The organism is Ruegeria sp. L12 (assembly GCF_056531745.1).
Window position 1 is genome coordinate 132,346 of the sequence record NZ_JBQFMH010000009.1, and the last position, 18,725, is coordinate 151,070.

Below are 18,725 nucleotides of genomic sequence, written 5' to 3' on the forward strand. Positions count from 1 at the left end.
CGGGCCTGTTCCGACCGCGAGCAAACGCGCACAGCAGTTATTTCGCTTCGAAAGTCTGGAACATGCAGGTCAATTCAAAATCAGACTGCAGTTCTTTTGCCAGTCGAAATTGGCGCCACAGAGCAAAACGACGCTGGTTTGTCCTTTCAGGTCGTCAGACACCTGCAGGAACCCCGCCAGTGCCAGTGCTGCTGCACCTTCGACAAGCATGTTCTCTTCCATCGCCAGTCGTCGGAACGCCTCGGATATCTCCGCTTCGCTGCATGTTACCACCCGGTCGGTTACGTCCATCGTCAAAGGCAGGGTCACGCTGCCTTCGTCAACACCGCCGGCGACCCCGTCAGCCAGCGTATCGAGATGTTCGGTCTCCACGATCCGGCCCGCTCGCATGGAGGTGGCCAGCGCTGCCGAATTTTCTGCCGATACGCCGATCACACGCGTTTTGGTGCCAAAGCTCTTCAGGACCGAACCGATACCGCTGATCAACCCGCCCCCGCCCATCGAGATGAACACGTTGTCGACCTGTTCAAGCTGCTCAAGCAGCTCCAGTCCGATTGTTCCCTGTCCGGCGATCACGTCAAGATCGTTGTAGGGCGACACATAGGTGTAGTCGCCCGTTGCCGCGAGGTTTTGCGCATGGGCTTCGGCCAGACCGGACTCTGCCCCATGCAAAATGACCTCAACGCCATAGGCACGGATCTTTTCAAGTTTGGCACGGGCCACGGTTTCAGGCAGCACGACGGTCAGGTTCTGATCCGTCAGTGATGCCGCCCGTGACGATGCAATGCCATGATTGCCCGAAGAGGCGGTTATCAGTTTCTGCCCCGGTTCCAGCGCCGTCATCTTGCTGGCCGCCCCGCGCATCTTGAACGATCCTGTCAGCTGGAAGTTTTCAGCCTTGAAGTGCAGATCGCACCCCGTCTTGTTTCCCAACACCAGCGAGGGCAGCACCGGCGTCTGGTAGATCAGGCCGGCGATGCGCCGCCGTGCCCTGACAGAGCGCGCGGCGGACGCCTGCATACGGGCGCTCATGCGGGCACCGTCGCAGCAGGAGCCACGCCCTTTTCTTTGAGGCCCGCCAGGAATGTGCTGACCTTGCCGAGCCCTGCCTTCAGGATCTCAGGGTCATTGGCGTAACCGATGCGCAGCCAGCCCTCCATATGCATCACCGAACCGGGGGTAAACATAACCCCGGTTTCCTGCAAAAGCGCCACGCAAAAATCACGCGATGGCATGTCGAAATCATACTTCAGCAATGCTGTCGTTCCCGCCTGCGGTTTGAGATAGGTGATCGATGGTTCGCCCTGCACCCAGTCGTCGAGGATCTGCAGATTGCCCCGTGTGATCCGGTGACTGCGCGCAAGAATGCGGTCCTTGCTTTCCAGCGCCAGCGCCGCAAAATAGTCATCCAACATACTGACGCTGATTGTGTTGTAGTCGCGGTGGATCGACACGGCCTCGATCACCTCGTGCGGGGCAGCGATCCAGCCCAGCCTGAGCCCCGCCAGTGAAAAGGTCTTGGACATGCCTGCGACACTGATACCGCGCTCATAAAGATCGGCTATGGCGGGGCCGAACCCGTCGCCTTCCTGCCCGGTGCCACGATAGACCTCGTCACACAGCACCCAGGCCTGACTGCGCCGCGCGATTTCGGTGAAGCGTGCGAGGTAGCCTGCATCCATCAGCGCCCCCGTCGGGTTGTTGGGGTTGTTGATGGCGATCAGCTTGGTCTCGGGCCGGATCAGTTCAGCGAAGTCTTCCAAGTCCGGCAAAAAACCGTTTTCAGGCCGAAGATGCAGAATATCAACTGTCGCGCCATAGCTTTCGGGTATGGAATAATGTTGCTGATAGGTGGGCCGGACCGAGATCACGTGATCGCCGGGCTCAACCAGCGTTTCATGTACCAGCGCATTGGCCCCGATTGCCCCGTGGGTGACAATGACATTCTCGCGCGACTGCCCTTCATAAAGTGTGCAGATGGCATCGCGCAGCCGGTCCGACCCATTGATCGCGCCATAGGTCAGTTTCATTTGCTTCAGGTCGTCAAGCACATCGGCATTCTTGCCCGACATCTCAAGCAGTTCTTCGACCGTCAGCGACGCCACGCAGGTTTCCGCGAGGTTGAAGTCACAGTGGTTTTCGAACTCGTTCATCCAGATTTCGACGCCGAATGGCTTGATTTTCATGTCAGTTCTCCTGTTCGCTCAACCTTCTTGGGTGTGCGAGAGTTTCCAGATGCCATAGGCCATGGCAATGTCTTCCAGGCCCAGCCCGACCGATCGGAAATAGACGGGCCGGTCATAGGTGGGCAACGCGGCCTGAGCGCAAACCAGCGCCGGCAGATCCCCTTTGAGCGCCTCGGCAGACCAGCCATGCTCAGAAACGGCAGCGCGCATCTCGGCCGCCGCATCAGGCGTGGTCGGCGCATAATCGCAATAGACATCCGCGCTGCTCAGAAACCCTGGTGGCACTTCATGGGCATCCGGCGCGTTGGTACTGATCGAGGTGATCAGCGCTGGCTTGCCGATATCCGACGGATCGATCACCGGGGTGCCGGATGAGGTACAGAGCATGACCACATCCGCCCCCACGATCGCGCTTGCCGCGTCGGGGGCGATCGTCACCTTGTCGGACAGCCCGCGCCAATGCGCCTGCCGCTCGGTCTGCGTGGCCAGAGACGGGGAATAGACGCGGATCGCGGCCCATTCACGCAACCCCGCAACATGCCGCAAATGGGCCTCCGCAATGGCCCCGCTGCCGATGATCGCCAGATGCGCCGCCGAAGTGGGAGCGAGATAGTCCACAGCGAGGGCCGTCGTGCCAGCTGTGCGTTCTGTGGTCAGGATCCCGGCATCGCACCAGACAAGGGGCTGGCCCGTTTGCATGCTCATCAGCGCGGTCCAGGCGGTGATGATTGGCGCGGCCTCGGTCACGATATAGGGGGAAAGCTTGGCGCCAAAGACCCCCATGGCTTCGACCGCGCCCAGATAGGTGATGAAATCGCCCTCCTGACCGGGGAAATCGGTCACCATCTGCGCAGGTTGCGCCGCCTTGCCCCGGGCAAGAGCTTTGAACATGACGCGAAGTTCCGTCTGAACATCCAAATGCGGGAGCAACGCTTCGACCGACGCGCTGTCCAGGATGACCGGAGGCATATTGTGCTGCATTTCGAATGTCCCCGCTTTGGCTTTAGTTCAGCCCTGAACAATCGAAAGGACATCTTCCAACCGCGCCCTGTCGCCTGCTGCAAGAACTGTACCTTTCATATCGAACGAAAGCGCATCCCCGTTCCAGTCGGTGACATACCCGCCCGCGCCGGTGATGACGGCCGCAGGGGCATATATGTCAAACGCATCAAGCCCACCATCCAGCGCCAGATCGGTCCGCCCCGAGGCAAGAACACCGTAGGAATAGCACGATCCGCCATATTGCACATACTGCACCCGCTCACGCACCCGATCGAAACGGGCCTGCTGAGGTGCGCTCATGAAATCGCGGTTGCTGCAAGTTGCATAGGCGACATCCAGGCCTGGGCACATGCGGGTGCGGATCGGGGTGCCATTGAACTGCGCAAAGGTGTTTGCGACCCCCACCCACCGTTCCGCTGTCAGCGGATGTTCGATGACACCCAGATAGGGTGCCCCCTGCCAGGCCAGCGAGATCAGCGAGCCGTAGACCGGAATGCCCGCAACGAACGCCGCCGTGCCGTCGATCGGGTCGAGTACCCAGACAAATTCGGCGTCGATATTGGTGTTCTCGAACTCCTCGCCGAGAATGCCGTGATCGGGGTAAGTGTCCATGATCATCTCGCGCAGCGCGGCTTCGACCGCTTTGTCCGTCGCCGTGACAAAGGACGCGTCTGCCTTGATCTCGACATCCGGATCATGCTGGCTTGCCTGCAGCAACATTGTGCGGCTCCGGTCTGCCAGCTTTTCGGCAAAGGACAGAAACTCCGCATGGGGAGGAAGATCGGATGTCATGGATTTCGCTTTCAGTGCTGAAGGATCTGACTAAGAAAGAGCTTGGTGCGCTCGTTCTTGGGGTTGTTGAAGAAATCTTCCGGTGCCGCCTCTTCGACAATCTCGCCCGCATCCATGAAGATCACTCGATCCGCCACGGACCGGGCAAAGCCCATTTCATGGGTGACGCAGATCATTGTCATGCCGTCCTTCGCCAGATCGACCATGACCTCGAGCACCTCGTTGATCATCTCGGGGTCCAGCGCCGAAGTTGGTTCGTCAAACAACATCACCTCGGGTTTCATGCAGAGTGCTCGGGCTATGGCGACACGTTGCTGCTGTCCACCGGATAGCTGGATTGGGTATTTGCCGGCCTGCTCAGGGATTTTCACCCGCTCAAGGTAGTGCATGGCGATATCGCGCGCCTCGGCCTTTGGGGTTTTGCGCACTAGCTTCTGCGCCAGCATCAGATTGTTCAGGATCGTCATATGCGGAAACAAATTGAAACTCTGGAACACCATGCCCACCTCGCGACGCACGGCATTGAGATCCTTGAGATCATCGGTCAGTTCGATCCCGTCGATGATGATCGTCCCCTCGTCATGTTTCTCGAGTCGGTTGATGCAGCGGATCATCGTGGATTTGCCCGACCCCGACGGCCCGCAAACCACGATCCGTTCGCCTTTCGTGACGTTCAGGTTGATTTCCTTGAGCGCCTGAAAACTGCCAAAATGCTTGCCAACCCCGTTCATCTGGATCAGCGGTTCCGATGATGCCATGTCAGCCCTCCCTTACGGTATAGCGGCCGACATATCGCTCGATGCGGGCCAGCAGTTTCTGGATGAAAAATGTCAGGATCATGTAGACGATCGCCAGCGAGATGAAGATCTCGTAGGGTGCGTAGGTCTGCGCCACGATGGTACGGGCGATGCCGGTCATGTCCATCAATGTGATGGTGCTGGCCAGGGCGGTCGACTTCAGCAGACTGATGATGTCATTGCCATAGGCCGGCAGGGCCAGGCGCGTTGCAATCGGTGCGGTCAGGTAGACAAAGCGTTGCGATTTGGACAGGCCAAGCGCCTCGCCCGCCTCAAGCACACCACGATCAACCCCCAGCACGCCGCCGCGCAGGATCTCCGAGACATAGGCCCCGGTATTCAGTGTCAAAGCCACAATGGCACAGCCGAACGGGTCACGGAAAATCGGCCAGAAGATGCTTTCTCGGATGAATTCGAACTGTGGGAAGCCATAGTAGACGATGAAAATCTGCACCAGGATCGGCGTGCCGCGGAAGACATAGATATAGGCTTGTGCGGGCCAGTTCAGGTACCATTTGCCGCTGATCCGCATCAGCATCAGAACAATGGCCAGCAACAGCCCCAGAAAGCCCGACAGGATCAAAAGCTGAAACGTCAGCCCGATACCCGCCAGCATTTTGGGCAAGGACTCTGCGATGAGGGATAGATCAAAGCTCATGTTACCCTCGTTGTCCGCTGACCAAAACGCTCAAGCCTCATGACCGTAAGCGTGATTACCGTAGAGAACCCGAGGTAGATCAGGCCCACGACGATATACATGGTGAAGGGTTTACCAGTGGTGCCAATCGCCTGTTTGGCCACGAACAGGGTTTCGTTCAGACCGATGATCGAAATCAGTGCCGTGTCCTTGATCAGTGACAGCATGTGGTTGCCGAAAGCGGGTAGCGCCAGCCGCCACATCTCGGGGATGCGGACATAGATGAAGGTCTGCAGATTCGACATGCCCAACGCCCGCGCGGCCTCGATACTGCCGGGCTTGACGCCCAGAAACGCGCCGCGAAAGGTTTCGGTTGCGTAGGAACCGACGATAAGGGCGATTGCGATGGTTCCGGCCCAGAACGGGGGTACATCCAGAAATTTGACCTCGGGGTCGAACATCTGCGCGATTGCGGTCAGGGTGATTGCCGAGCCGAAATAAAGCAGCAGGATCACCAGAATTTCGGGCGTCCCGCGAAAGATCACGGTATAGCCACCTGCAATCTTTTGGGCGATGCGGCTGTTCGACAGCTTTGCCGCCGCGCCGATCAGGCCAAATAGCACCATCAGCAACAATGAGGCCAGAAACACCTGTAGTACAACGACTGACCCCCAAAAGAAGTCATCCCACCATCCGGTCAAGACTTCCACGCCGCACCCTTTCGATCTTTCATTTCGGCAGATCCCGGTTATTGAGTTTCATTGAAGCGGCGCGCCCGGAAGCGCGCCACCTAGCGGGCGAGATCAGCTGTCGCCCCAATCCTCATTATGGATCGGGAAGGGGAAGTAGTTCAGCGCGTATTCGGTCAGTTTGCCGCTATTGATAAGCTCTTTGATCGCACCGTTCAGGCGTTCCTTGAGTTCTGGCTGACCCTGGCGCAACCCGATCCCCACGCCAATCCCGAAATACTCGACTTCGCTGATCGCCGGGCTGATGAATTCAAAGCCGCTGCCTTCTTCCTGCGTCAGGAACCTCAGATGTGCTTTCATCGGGTTGGTCATGATCGCATCGACCCGCCCGTTGACCAGATCAAGGTAAAGCGGTTCCGATCCGTCATAAAGCACCACATCGGCACCCGGCAATTTGGCATTGAACCAGCTTTCATAGGTCGATGCGCGTTCCAAGCCGATCCGAATACCGTCAAAGTTATCTGCGATCGGGTTTCCATCGGCGTCAAACAGGTTCAGATCCTGACCCGCTTTACCAATGATCCGGCCAACAGAGTCGCGATAGGGGCTGGAGAAATCGATCTTCTCAAGACGGCTCTCGGTGATCGACATCGAGGCCACGATCAGGTCGAACTTGTTGGCCAGAAGTGCGGGAATCATCCCGTCCCATTGTTGGCAGACGAACTCTAGATCGGCGCCGATGATTTCGGCTACGCCCTTGGCCACATCAACATCATAGCCCGCCAATTCGCCCGCGTCCGTGCGATAATTGAACGGTGCATAGGTGCATTCCATACCAACACGCAGTGTTTCGGCAGACGCCGGTGCCGCGATGCCCAATGCGGCGATTGCGGCGGCGATAACTTTCGTTTTGAAGATCATTTGAATTGTCTCCTCCTTAGTTGGTTGTGCGGACGGCTTTAGCCGGCTTCTGTGACAGTTTCTGATATCGCTCTGATTGTTTGATAGATTTCAGCCTCAGTATTGTAGTGCGCCAGCCCGATCCGCACGACGCCTTCATCCAGTGGAAGGCCCAAAGCACGGGCGGGCTCGTATCCGTAATTGTGGCCATGCCAGACATGAATGCCGACGCGGCCAAGCGCGGTTGCAATCGTATCCGGCGTCAGATGGGCATGCCTGAATGACACCGTTGGCACCCGCTCGCCAATGCGATTGGGATTGGTGATGCCGTAGATCGTGACCTCTGGAATATCCTGCAGTTCGGCGATCAGCCGGTTGGTCAGCGGCTCTTCATAGGCACGCGATGCTTCATACGCCTGAGCGATCAGGTCGCGGCGGTCACCGCTTCCACCACAGGCCCGGCCCATGTCCTCAAAATACCGCACCGTTGCGGACAGTCCGGCCAAAAGTTCATATTGCGGCGTACCCATTTCATATCTGTCGGGGATGTCGTCGGAAACGCAGCGTCCCTTGTAGGGGTAAAGCGATCTTAGAATGGCCTCTTTGCCCCATACGATCCCCATATGCGGACCGAAGAACTTGTAGGATGAACAGGCCAGGAAATCACAGCCAAGTGCCGCCACATCGACCAGATGATGCGGTGCCAGTTGTACGGCATCGACATAGACCAACGCGCCCGCATCCTGAGCAATTCGTGTCAGGCGCTTCACGTCATTTACAGATCCGGTCAGGTTGCTTGCATAGTTCAACGCCACCAGGCGCGTGCGATCCGTCAGCTGCGCCGTCAGATCTTCGGGCTCGACCCGCCAGCTGTCGCGGTTGAAATCGACCCAGCGGATTTCAAGCCCCCTGTCCCTGGCGATTTCCAGCCAAGGCCCGACATTACCTTCGTGCTCCATCCGGGTGATAACGATCTGATCACCAGGCCGAAAATCGTGGCAGATACTGCGTGACATGTGAAAGGTCAGACAGGTCATGCTCTGACCGATGACAACCTCGGTCGCGGAATTTGCCCCCAGGAATGCGGCCATATCCTCATGCGCCTGCAACCAGACTCTATCGGTTTCGGCACTGGTCCTGAACCTGCCGCCGGCATTGCTGGAATGGTTGAGCAGGTAATGTCCGATTGCATCAACCACCGTCCCCGGCACCTGCGTACCCGCCGGATTGTCAAGGTAAACACGCGCGGCGCCATCATCTGTCAGCGACAGTGACGGGAACATAGCCCTGATCTCTGAGATCGGAAACTCCATCGGTATCGTCATCCCCCACGCTCATCAGGACGGCCCATTGTCTGGCCCAAGTGTCTGCCGGATCGTTGCATGCTCCTATCATCCCAAAGGATGAGAGCCGCGAAACGCGGGTTGATCCGGGCCGGATTCTGGCTGTTAATAGTGGGAGGAAATAGGGATTTTCAGGCAGATGAAGCACGAAACACCCGATGTCAGCTATCCGGCTCTATCAGACGCGATGCTTGTGTCACTGATCGAGCTGATGGGGCGTGACAGCTTTGCCTGCAATCTTGCCGCGCTCCTGGACGCACAATTCGGCTTCGACCATTTCCACATTTTTCTCTACCGCGAAAAACTGGCACCGGCTCTTCTTGCAAGCCGGCCCCAACCTTCTGGCTACGAAAGGGGGCTGAAGAACTATCTAACGTATACCTATGTCATCAACCCGGCCTATCGGGCCTTCCGGATGGGGCGGCAGGCCGGTGTCTACATGATTTCGGATTTCATCCAGAACGATGGCCGAAACATTATCAGAGAACACGAAGTTGACGTTCATATCGACGATTCCGAACCGATCGGTTATCGCACGCCCGGTTGGCCCAAGAATATGGCCGAAGTCATCGTGCTGATCAACCTGCCGAACAAGACCACGCTTGATCTCAGCTTTCTGACACCGCTTGGCAGCCCGCAGACGAAAAACTGCAAAATTTCGCTCGAACGCTTGTTTCCATTCCTTGAAACAATAGTGTTGCGTCAGTTTGCGATCGCCCCCGGCAGCTTCGATGCAGAACACACCACGTCGGAACAGGAAGACCGCTTCCACGATTTCGGCAGCGACGCCCTCACTGCGCGGGAAAGGGAAATAGCCCAGCTCATCCTGATCGGACACAGCAGCAATTCGATAGCGCTCAACCTGGGTATTTCTCTGCCCACTGTCAAAACGCACCGCCGCAACATCTACAGCAAACTGCATATTTCCTCTCAGGCCGAACTGTTCAGCCTATTTCTTCTTCACCTTAAGTAAGAATTTCCAAGTTTTTTTGATCATACGCGGATACTGCTGGCTGCGTCTGCAATTACGCGGATTTGCAACGAAAGGAGTGTCGCGATGGCGAAACGATGCTGCGTCAGCGACGCGCTGAAAGTGAATGTCGGGAAAGTCCGCTTCTTACCAGTTTGGCGAACGCGCAACGAACGTCCGGTTTATCAGGAGGGCAGTGTCAAACCAGGGCTGGCCGGCTTATTCGTCGTGACGCGCCACGTCTCCAGTCAAGCCCCTCGAAAAGAGCTTCGAACAGCGCTTTGCTGAAGGAAATCACACCATCCCGCATCCGCGGCCACTCAAAACCGTTACCTTCCATCCGTTTGTAAACCAGGATCAGTCCGGTGCCGTCCCAGACGATCGGTTTCATCCTGCCCATCCTTTTGGAGCGAAAAATGAAGATCGCCCCGCGGAACGGGTCTAGGTCAAATTCGTTCATCATGATCGCGGCAAGGCCATCCATGCCCTAGCGGATATCCACGGGGTTCGATGCCAGATATAGTTTGAAGTTGCCCGCCGGAGAGATCAATTCCTGGGCTCCACCGCCAAAACAATCTTGATCAGATCGTCAACCGGGAACGTCTCCGGCAGGATAAGTTCGACCTGCTCTGAAACCCGATTTTCCTGCCATTTGTGATCAGAGCTTTCCGTGACGAATTCCCGGCTGGGAGAAGGAGCATGGAGGCTTTCACGAAACAAGCCTGTCATATTCAGGTTTGTAACGAGCCTTCAATGTCTCTTTCAGAGCCTCGGACATCAGGTTCGGACGTGGCTCGGTCTGGTTAGAAAAGTTCCTTTGTAAAAACTTTCGTACCAACGAGGTTTCACCTGGCATCAACAGTGGGTTCATTCTGAGGGCAAGCTGCAATCCGCGATCTGAAATACTGGCATTGTGGACCTTGTCGTAATCAAGGTCAGGTTCAATATCCGGTGAAATGCTCCGTCGAATAAATTCCGACAAAAAGATATCCTGACCTTTGCGGATGAGGCCAAAATCCATAACACATACATTTTCGTCGCCAAATTCTTCCCGCAGAGTCTCGATCAGAGGCTCCCAATAAAGGCTATCAAGATCAACGGTATCAAGAAATTGATTGAAAGTTAGAAAATACCCCTGATGAACACGCTGAAGGTAGTATGATTCAAGGAACTCCCATTGGGGGCGAATGGAATACACTATCTTGGTGTCATAATTTTCAAGGGCCTTTCTGACCGCTGGAATAATCTCTTTTGCACTCGGATAAAGGCCCGGGCGCTGCTGCAAAGGTTTCCCTAGTGCATTTTCATTCGAAAACAGAATTGTATCAGCCTTTGTTCCGGCTGTTTGTTCCGCAATCCCATTGGTCAGCACGGAAGGATCATTCAGAATCACATCACCCCAGGAAATGTAGGGGCTAATGTCGCCTCGTGTCACAAAATGCACACCTTTGCGGACGTAGTAGTCCTGCTTGTCCTTAAAATACTTCTGAACCAAAGATGTTGCGGTCTTATGCGCGCCAAGGTGTGCCACAACTCTCTTTTTGCCACGCTGATTGTCCTTGAAATACTTCTGAACCAAAGATGTTGCCGTCTTACGCGCCCTGAGATGCGCAGCAACTGTCTTCTTAGCCGGTTGCTGATCTGATGCTGTCATGTCCTATAGTCCGCTTCGGTTCGACGTTGATATTCACTTACTTAGACAAATCCGCTCAAGAGGTCGATATCTCAAACACCCTGGGACGGCTGATCACAGGCAAACTTCGGGCATTGAGGCCGGTTCGAGGCGCCCCGAGGTCTTCGTATCAGCAATCGCAGCCGTCATCTGTTGCTTATGAGTCATGAGCCCAGGAGTCTGCTTGCAAAACACTTCAAACCTGTTCAGACAAACCGGAGCACATCAAAAAATGGTTTCACCTCTGACTGTCAACCTGCGGTCCCAGGTCTTGCACTCCTGAGATCAATAAGTCAGACAGGTCGACACCTGAGAAGGAGCCCGATTGCCGGCCTCATTAACACTGTCTAGGTAAAGCTGCGAATCTTCATGAAGTTTTCCAAACTAAATATCTTCAGTGGGAAGAAACCCGTTGTTGTGATAGCTGACTCCGATCGAAACCAAAGCGTGGCAACCAACCTGGTCAGTCTTGCGCAAGCGCAGGGTCTGAATCCGATACTGGGCGGGGCTGATATTGAGGGGGTCGCCCGAATAAATGTACAGGAGAGTGAGGCCAGCCAATTTTTGGCTGTAGTTTTGCAAAACTGTTCAGAGGATGATGGTATCCGTTTCCTTTACAAGAAAAGGAAAAGCATCTCACGCCGAAAACTGAGAAAACGCGGGGCGCGCATAGCGTATGACGTTGCGATTATTGTGCACTCCGACGAAATGTATGATTATGTTTCGTTGGTTCAAATTGCAATGTGGCGGAAAATTGAACGATATGGTCGAGAACTTCTCTCGGTGAACCGACCATCGCGACTCGTTTCCCGGGTGCCGAACTTTGATGTGTTTAAAGATTTCGAGTCGATTGATGATATCAATAAAGAGTTCGCCGACCCCGCAAGTGCTGAATTCCCAATAGATGTCGTTTTTACATGGGTAGATGGAAACGACCGTGAGTGGAGGAAGCAAAAAGCTGAGTACGCTGCTCAGTGCGGTGCTAAGTCGGCGGCTTTGGATGAGCGCTTCAAAAATCGCGATGAACTTCGATATGCGCTTCGATCAATCGAAATGTTCATGCCATTCGTGCGCAGGGTCTTCATTGTCACTGCTGGACAGACGCCAGAATGGCTAAACAAGAATTATAGCCGTGTCACAATGGTTAACCATGAAGACATTTTTCCCAATAGTGGACACCTTCCGACCTTCAATTCTCACAGCATCGAATCTCATCTTCATGAAATTGAAGGTCTGTCAGAACACTTTATTTATTTTAATGATGATATGATGGCCGGGCAACTTGTGTCCCGTAGTGACTTTTTTGACTCAAATGGGGTATCGAAAGTTTACACCGACAACGTGTTCGTGATTCCGGAGTTTGTAGAAGAAAAAGACCACAACTTTGTGAAGGCAATCGCCAAAGCGATCAAACTATTGCGAAGGGATTTTGGTGTTTCTCCCTCCGCAATGATTAAACATGTTCCTTATGCTGCTCGACGTTCTGTTATGTATGAGCTGCAGCAGAAATATGAGGGCGAGTTTGAGGAAACCTCATCGAACAAGTTCAGAGACTCGACGGATATCCCACCAATTTCGTTCCTTTATTCCCACTACGCTATGATATCCGGGCACGCCGTTAGCTGTGACGCTAATCATCGCTATGTTCCACTCTTTTCGCCAGATTTGGAGAAATCGCTGAACGAGCAAATGAATGTAGAGAAACGCAAGAAATATATTTGCCTGAACGACGCAGCTGTTCCCGAAGAAAAGAAAGAAACAGTCGACGCGTTGGTGAGTTCGTTTTTGGAATCTCATTATCCGATCAAGAGCAAGTTTGAAAAATAGCGATCTGTCAGGCTTTGTTCGGCTTTTGATTTCTATTTGCCGGTTGGCATATTCGTGAGGCGTGATATCGACGAGGCTGGAATAAGGCCGGTGGTGAGTGTGGTCGGCGCAGGCCAACATGAATTCGAGAAAGATGAACGTTTTGTGCTATTCGATCTGATCATGACGATTCACAAACCGAATTGAAATCAACGGGCATAGCCCCGTGCACAATTCAAGCGGGAATGAAGGCGCTTATACGTGGGGTACTCATTGTTTAATATGTCCAATCGACGTCTTGCTCTGTATAACACCGGCCCGCTTGGCGTGATCGTGATGAATGCAGGTCAGGACCCCTTTGAAATCACACATGGCGAGCGTATCGCCCAGCTTGTCGTCGCCCCGGTGGTGCCGACATTCCAAGCCACAGGCACCCTGTCCGAAACCGACAGGGGTGCGGGCGGCTTTGGCTCGACCGGACGCGGCTGATGTTGCTGGTTCTGATCCTCGCCGCTGGGCTGTGGGGCATCGGCTATGTCGCGGGTGTGTCCCGCACGGCGCGGATGGTGTCCGTCGGGACGTTGCTGGCCGGTATCATCATTGCGCAACTGGTTTTGCCCGATGCGCACCCGTTGCGACAGGCAACCGGCGGCTCTGCCGCGATGTGGCTGATCCTGACTGGCACAGCGCTGCTGGCTCTGCTTTATGGGCGAGGCGTGAAAGCGCTGCGAAACCGAGCGGAAGCCGCTGAGGCCAAGGAACCCAAAATGCCGTCAGATCAGTTCACCGAGACCGAGCTGGAACGCTATGCCCGCCACATCGTCCTGCGTGAGCTGGGCGGGCCGGGGCAGAAAAAGATGAAACAGGCGCGCGTGCTGGTGATCGGGGCAGGTGGCTTGGGCGCGCCCGCGTTGCAATATCTCGCCGCCGCCGGGGTCGGTACGATTGGTGTGATCGACGATGACGAGGTTGAGAATGCCAACCTGCAACGGCAGGTGATCCATCGCGATGCGGATATCGGGATGCCCAAAGTGTTTTCGGCCCAAGCTGCGATGCAGGCGCAGAACCCGAACGTGACCGTGCTGCCCTATCACCGTCGGCTGACCGATGAGATCGCGGCTGAATTGTTTGCTGATTTCGATATGATCCTCGACGGCACCGACAATTTCGACACGCGCTATCTGGCCAACCGAACCGCTGTCGCGCTGGGCAAGCCACTGATCTCGGGCGCGCTGTCGCAATGGGAGGGGCAGCTGAGCGTCTTCGACCCCGCCACAACTGGCCCCTGCTATCAATGCATCTTCCCCGAGGCTCCGGCCCCCGGTCTGGCCCCCTCCTGCGCCGAGGCGGGCGTGATCGGCCCGCTTCCCGGTGTTGTTGGATCAATGATGGCGGTTGAGGCGATCAAGGTGATCACCGGTGCGGGGCAGGCGCTGCGCGGCGAGATGCTGATCTATGACGCGCTTTACGGTGAAAGCCGCAAAATCACGCTTTCCAAGGCCGCCGATTGCCCGATTTGCGCAGGTGTAGGTGCCTAAAGGAACCGCCGCGTGCCAGCGGCACGCGGCCCGGCCCAACCCCGCCAAGGTGCATCTTTGATGCACGCTGCGGGGGCGGGAGCCTTCCGTTAACCCAAAGCCCGATCCAGATCGGCAATCAGGTCTTCGGCATCTTCCAGACCAACCGACAGACGGAAAATCCCATCGCCCGCATATCTGCGATAGTCTTCCAGTTGATCTCCCTGCAGCTGGAAAGAGGTCTCCATCAGGCCTTCGGTTTCCATCCAGAAAATCAGGCTGCGATGGTGACCCAGGGACACGGCGTAATGGATGACCTCCAGGCGCTCGATCATCTGCTGGGCAATGCGCTCTCCATCAGCGGCACTTCCGACCTGAAACGAGATCATGCCTGATGTATTCGACATCTGCCGCGCAGCCAGTTCCGCTTGTGGGTGCGACGGCAAGCCCGGATAGATCACCTGCGAAACCCGCGGGTCCGCCTCCAGCCACTTGGCGACTTCCGTGGCTCCGGCCTGATGGGCCTTCATACGCAAAGGCAGGGTCGAGGCGCCTCGGGCAATCAGCCAGGCATTGAACGGAGACAGGATACCGCCGTGATGAATGCTCGCCTCGGCCCGCAGTTTTGAGATCAGTTCAGCCGATCCCGCAACCGCCCCGCCGATGGCATCGCCGTGCCCGCCAATGTATTTTGTAATCGAATGCATCGTCAGATCGACGCGCAGCGCAACGGTGTCCATCCCAAGGGGCGATGCGAAGGTCGCATCGCAACTGTGCAGGGCTCCGGCCTCACGGGCCAGCCTGGAGATGGCCGCCAGATCGGTCAGCCGGTTGATCGGATTCACCGGAGTTTCCGTATGGATCAGCCGCGTGTTGGGCTGGATCGCGGCTGCGACCGCGACCAGATCGGACATGTTGACGGTCGAGACCTCGACGCCCATCCGAGGCAAGGTCTCACGCGCGAGTTCAGCCACGCCAGCGTAAGAGACATCCGAGACGATCAGGTGGTCGCCCGCCGACAGGAAGGTAAAGAAGATGGCCGATGCCGCCGCCATGCCTGAGGCCGTCGCCAGACAGGCCTCGGTACCCTGCAGGGCTGCAATCTTGGCTTCCAGCCCCGCGACCGTCGGGTTTGCCCAACGGGAATAAACATAGGGGCTGTCTGGTGTCAGATCATGTGCAGAGAACCGGGCCAGATCCTCGACAAGGTAGGTCGAACTCAAATGGATCGGGGGGGCCGATGCGTTGGTCGCGGTGTCGGGCAGATCGCCCGCATGGATCGCGGTTGTCATCATCCCGGTGGAACGGTTCGATCTGGTCATGTCCTGTCTCCTTTGACGGGGACACTGCGCAGGCCGAACCGCGTGCGCAAGCGGGTTTGCGACAGATTTCGATCTTTCCGCCGCGCCGCCTCTGGACCATTGCCGCCCGCCTACCTAGCTTGACCGGCAAAGGAGACCTCAATGACGAACCCGATCCTGTCCGACTGGACCACTCCGTTCGAAATCGCGCCGTTTGCCAAGATATCGGATGATGATTTTGCCCCTGCGTTGGACGACGCGCTGCAGGCCCACAACGCGCAGATCGAGGCGATTGCGGCCAACCCGGATGCTCCGACCTTCGCCAATACCATTGAGGCGTTGGAGGCGGCCGGCGCGCCCTTGGACAAGGTCCTGTCAGTGTTCTTCACGGTTGCGGGTGCGGACAGCAATCCCAAGCGGGAAGCGCTGCAGCGCGACTTTTCACCGAAACTGGCGGCGCACTTTTCGGGGATTTCATCGAACAAGCGTCTGTTTCGACGCGTGGCCGATCTTTGGGCGCGCCGCGAAGAACTGGGCCTGAACGATGAGCAGGCGCGCGTTCTGATGTTATCCCATCGTGGTTTCGTGCGCGCAGGCGCCGCGCTGGAAGGCGACGCCGATGCGCGCATGCAAGAGATCAAGGCGCGGCTGGCCTCGTTGGGGACGTCCTTCACCCAGAACCTGCTGGCGGATGAGCGCAACTGGTTCATGGAACTGAGTGAAGATGACTTGCAGGGATTGCCCGAATTCGCGGTGAATGCGGCGCGGGCGGCGGGTGCTGAAAAAGGCGTTGATGGTCCCGTGGTGACTTTGTCGCGGTCGATCATTGTGCCGTTCCTGCAATTCTCGCCCCGCCGGGATCTGCGCAAAAAAGCCTATCGCGCCTGGACCGCGCGTGGGGCAAATGGGGGTGAAACCGATAATCGGGAAATCGCGGCAGAAATCCTGCGCTTGCGCGAAGAACGGGCCAGGTTGCTGGGGTATGCCAGCTTTGCCGACTACAAGCTGGAAACCGAGATGGCCCGTACCCCCGACCGTGTGCGCGAGCTGTTGATGGATGTGTGGGAACCCGCCAAATCCCGTGCGGATGCAGATGCCGAAGTGTTGACGGCGATGATGCAAAAGGATGGCGTCAACGGTCCGCTGGAAGCGTGGGACTGGCGTTATTACGCCGAGAAACGCCGTAAGGCCGAACATGATCTGGATGAGGCCGCGCTGAAGCCCTACCTGCAGCTGGATCGGATGATCGAGGCCTCGTTTGCCTGCGCCAATCGTTTGTTCGGGCTGGAGTTTGCTCCGCTGGATGTGCCGCTCTACCACCCGGATTGCCGGGCGTGGGAGGTTACGCGGAACGGGCAGCATGTTGCGGTGTTTATCGGGGATTACTTTGCGCGCGGGTCAAAACGATCCGGCGCGTGGTGCAGCGCGATGCGCGGACAGGCCAAGTTTCCGAAGACGCAGGCCCCGGTCGTGATCAATGTCTGCAACTTCGCCAAGGGCGATCCGGCGTTGCTGTCCTATGACGACGCGCGCACGCTGTTTCACGAGTTCGGCCATGCGCTGCATCAGATGCTGTCCAATGTGACCTATGAGAGCATCTCGGGCACCTCGGTCGCACGCGATTTTGTCGAACTGCCCAGCCAGCTTTACGAACACTGGCTGGAAGTGCCCGAGGTTCTAGCCGAGTTTGCAACCCATGCCGAGACAGGCGAACCGATGCCGCAGGAGATGCTGGAGAAGGTTCTGAACGCCGCCAATTTCGATCAGGGGTTCCAGACGGTGGAATATGTCGCCTCGGCACTGGTCGATCTGGCCTTTCATGAAGACGTGGCACCTGCTGACCCGATGGTGAAACAGGCCGAGGTTCTGGCCGATCTGGGTATGCCGCCCGCCATCGGAATGCGCCACGCCACTCCGCACTTTGCCCATGTGTTTGCAGGCGATGGCTATAGCTCGGGCTATTACAGCTACATGTGGTCCGAGGTCATGGATGCGGATGCTTTCGCAGCCTTCGAAGAGGCTGGCGGCGCATTTGACCCCGAACGCGCCAAGGCGCTGGAAGATAACATCCTCTCAACCGGTGGCTCGCGTGAGGCCGAGGAGCTGTATCTGGCCTTCCGCGGTCGTCTGCCGGGTGTCGAAGCCCTGCTGAAAGGCCGCGGATTGATCGCGGCCTAATACCCCAGTTCGCGGTCGACGAGGTGAAGAAAGGGCTCGCTCGCTTCACCTCGACGGATGTTTTCGCAGATCACCTGAGCTGCGGTGACAGGGCGGGTTTCCGAGGCAATATGCGGCGTAACCGTCACGTTCGGGTGCGCCCAATAGGGATGATCCGGCGGCAGTGGCTCGGTGCGGAATACGTCCAGCGTGGCGTGTCCGACCTGCCCTGAATTCAGCGCGGCCAGCAGGGCGTCATCATCGATCAAAGGCCCCCGGCCCGGATTGATAATCTTGGCTCCGTTCGGCAACAGCGCCAGTGTCTCAGCGTTGAGGGTATTCTCGGTCGCAGGCGTATCCGGCAGCAGAAGCACCACGATCTCGGCCTGAGACAGCGCGTCGCGCAGCCCGTCTGCCCCATGCAGGCAGGTCACGCCGGGCAATTCCTTGGCGGTGCGGCTCCAGCCAATAACGCGGAAGTTCAGCGCAGCCAGCGCCTGTGCGGCGGCCTGCCCCAAAGCCCCCAGACCCAGTATGCAAACCGTGCGCTGCGCAGCCAGAGGCGGCGCCTCGGGTTCCCATGTCCCGTCCTGCTGCGTGATGTGACGGTCCATCCCGAGGTGATAGCGCAGCACATGGCCCACGACCCATTCCGTCATCCCCTGCGTCAGACCGCCATCCACCATGCGTGCCAGCGGCATTGTCAGGGTTTCATTGTCCGAAATGGTTTCAACACCGGCCCAGAGGCTGAGGACCGCCTTGAGCCGGGTGAAAGGGGTGAAATCCCGCAGCCCTCCGTTCGGGGCATAGACCACGTAATCGACCTGATCCGCAGGAATGTCGGTGGCCAGATCAGAATCCAGCCCTGCCTCGGTCAGGCCCTTGCGCAGCAGCGGTTCATATTCCGGCCACAACCCGGGGCGGGCAGAAAACAGGACGTTTACGGGCATGGAATA

At 57.0% G+C, this 18,725-nt stretch carries 17 protein-coding genes and 1 pseudogene; 5 read left to right on the forward strand and 13 right to left on the reverse strand.

What is annotated here, in order from left to right:
- Positions 1 to 69: 69 nt before the first annotated feature.
- From ACR0K9_RS15220 to ACR0K9_RS15260, 9 genes are all read right to left on the reverse strand, one after another.
- The gene (locus ACR0K9_RS15220) at positions 70 to 1,032 is read right to left on the reverse strand and encodes a pyridoxal-phosphate dependent enzyme (protein WP_480824410.1); all 963 of its coding nucleotides are present in this window, start codon (positions 1,030 to 1,032) and stop codon (positions 70 to 72) included.
- A complete protein-coding gene (locus tag ACR0K9_RS15225; RefSeq protein ID WP_480824412.1) occupies positions 1,029 to 2,186 on the reverse strand; it encodes an aminotransferase in 1,158 nt (385 codons plus the stop codon). The genes ACR0K9_RS15220 and ACR0K9_RS15225 overlap by 4 nt, the downstream gene beginning before the upstream one ends.
- 18 nt (positions 2,187 to 2,204) lie before the next feature.
- Positions 2,205 to 3,167 (reverse strand): ornithine cyclodeaminase family protein, encoded by a 963-nt coding sequence (locus ACR0K9_RS15230; RefSeq protein WP_480824414.1) that lies wholly within the window; start codon positions 3,165 to 3,167, stop codon positions 2,205 to 2,207.
- Positions 3,168 to 3,194: 27 nt separating this feature from the next.
- Positions 3,195 to 3,980, reverse strand: a complete 786-nt coding sequence (locus ACR0K9_RS15235) for an inositol monophosphatase family protein (RefSeq protein WP_480824416.1) — start codon at positions 3,978 to 3,980, stop codon at positions 3,195 to 3,197.
- 11 nt (positions 3,981 to 3,991) lie between these two features.
- Complete coding sequence (locus ACR0K9_RS15240) at positions 3,992 to 4,738, reverse strand: amino acid ABC transporter ATP-binding protein (RefSeq protein WP_480824418.1); 747 nt, start codon at positions 4,736 to 4,738, stop codon at positions 3,992 to 3,994.
- Position 4,739: 1 nt separating this feature from the next.
- Positions 4,740 to 5,435, reverse strand: a complete 696-nt coding sequence (locus ACR0K9_RS15245) for an ABC transporter permease (RefSeq protein ID WP_480824420.1) — start codon at positions 5,433 to 5,435, stop codon at positions 4,740 to 4,742.
- Positions 5,432 to 6,124, reverse strand: a complete 693-nt coding sequence (locus ACR0K9_RS15250) for an ABC transporter permease (protein ID WP_480824422.1) — start codon at positions 6,122 to 6,124, stop codon at positions 5,432 to 5,434. The genes ACR0K9_RS15245 and ACR0K9_RS15250 overlap by 4 nt, the downstream gene beginning before the upstream one ends.
- A 93-nt stretch (positions 6,125 to 6,217) precedes the next feature.
- Entirely contained in the window at positions 6,218 to 7,024 is an 807-nt protein-coding gene (locus ACR0K9_RS15255; RefSeq protein ID WP_480824424.1) for a transporter substrate-binding domain-containing protein, read from the reverse strand.
- Positions 7,025 to 7,062: 38 nt separating this feature from the next.
- Positions 7,063 to 8,328, reverse strand: coding sequence for a cysteine desulfurase-like protein (locus ACR0K9_RS15260; protein ID WP_480824426.1), 1,266 nt, complete (start codon positions 8,326 to 8,328; stop codon positions 7,063 to 7,065).
- A 157-nt stretch (positions 8,329 to 8,485) separates the two neighbouring features.
- On the opposite strand from ACR0K9_RS15260, the gene ACR0K9_RS15265 reads away from it, so the two are divergent.
- Complete coding sequence (locus ACR0K9_RS15265) at positions 8,486 to 9,319, forward strand: helix-turn-helix transcriptional regulator (RefSeq protein WP_480824428.1); 834 nt, start codon at positions 8,486 to 8,488, stop codon at positions 9,317 to 9,319.
- Between the two features lie 196 nt (positions 9,320 to 9,515).
- Here the strand turns inward: ACR0K9_RS15265 and tnpB are convergent, their stop codons facing one another.
- Together tnpB and ACR0K9_RS15275 are read right to left on the reverse strand one after the other, a co-directional pair.
- Positions 9,516 to 9,800 carry an IS66 family insertion sequence element accessory protein TnpB gene (gene tnpB, locus ACR0K9_RS15270; RefSeq protein ID WP_480824430.1) on the reverse strand — a complete coding sequence of 95 codons (285 nt, stop codon included), beginning with the start codon at positions 9,798 to 9,800 and terminating at the stop codon, positions 9,516 to 9,518.
- A 225-nt stretch (positions 9,801 to 10,025) separates the two neighbouring features.
- Positions 10,026 to 10,970, reverse strand: coding sequence for a hypothetical protein (locus tag ACR0K9_RS15275; RefSeq protein ID WP_480824432.1), 945 nt, complete (start codon positions 10,968 to 10,970; stop codon positions 10,026 to 10,028).
- Positions 10,971 to 11,357: 387 nt separating this feature from the next.
- Here ACR0K9_RS15275 and ACR0K9_RS15280 point away from each other — a divergent pair, with 387 nt between their 5' ends.
- From ACR0K9_RS15280 to ACR0K9_RS15290, 3 genes and pseudogenes are all read left to right on the forward strand, one after another.
- Positions 11,358 to 12,815: a stealth family protein gene (locus tag ACR0K9_RS15280; protein ID WP_480824434.1), complete on the forward strand. Its 1,458-nt coding sequence runs from the start codon at positions 11,358 to 11,360 to the stop codon at positions 12,813 to 12,815.
- Positions 12,816 to 13,109: 294 nt separating this feature from the next.
- Positions 13,110 to 13,283, forward strand: a pseudogene (locus tag ACR0K9_RS15285) (dUTP diphosphatase); the annotation flags it as partial.
- Positions 13,283 to 14,332, forward strand: coding sequence for a HesA/MoeB/ThiF family protein (locus ACR0K9_RS15290; protein WP_480824436.1), 1,050 nt, complete (start codon positions 13,283 to 13,285; stop codon positions 14,330 to 14,332). The pseudogene ACR0K9_RS15285 and the gene ACR0K9_RS15290, both read left to right, overlap by 1 nt.
- 89 nt (positions 14,333 to 14,421) lie before the next feature.
- On the opposite strand, the gene ACR0K9_RS15295 is transcribed toward ACR0K9_RS15290, so the two are convergent.
- Positions 14,422 to 15,633, reverse strand: coding sequence for a trans-sulfuration enzyme family protein (locus ACR0K9_RS15295; RefSeq protein WP_480824438.1), 1,212 nt, complete (start codon positions 15,631 to 15,633; stop codon positions 14,422 to 14,424).
- A 141-nt stretch (positions 15,634 to 15,774) separates the two neighbouring features.
- Between ACR0K9_RS15295 and ACR0K9_RS15300 the strand changes: the two genes are divergently transcribed.
- The gene (locus tag ACR0K9_RS15300; RefSeq protein WP_480824440.1) at positions 15,775 to 17,790 is read left to right on the forward strand and encodes a M3 family metallopeptidase; all 2,016 of its coding nucleotides are present in this window, start codon (positions 15,775 to 15,777) and stop codon (positions 17,788 to 17,790) included.
- On the opposite strand, the gene ACR0K9_RS15305 is transcribed toward ACR0K9_RS15300, so the two are convergent.
- Complete coding sequence (locus ACR0K9_RS15305; protein ID WP_480824442.1) at positions 17,787 to 18,719, reverse strand: 2-hydroxyacid dehydrogenase; 933 nt, start codon at positions 18,717 to 18,719, stop codon at positions 17,787 to 17,789. The two genes, ACR0K9_RS15300 and ACR0K9_RS15305, sit on opposite strands and share 4 nt — an antisense overlap.
- Positions 18,720 to 18,725: the final 6 nt, after the last annotated feature.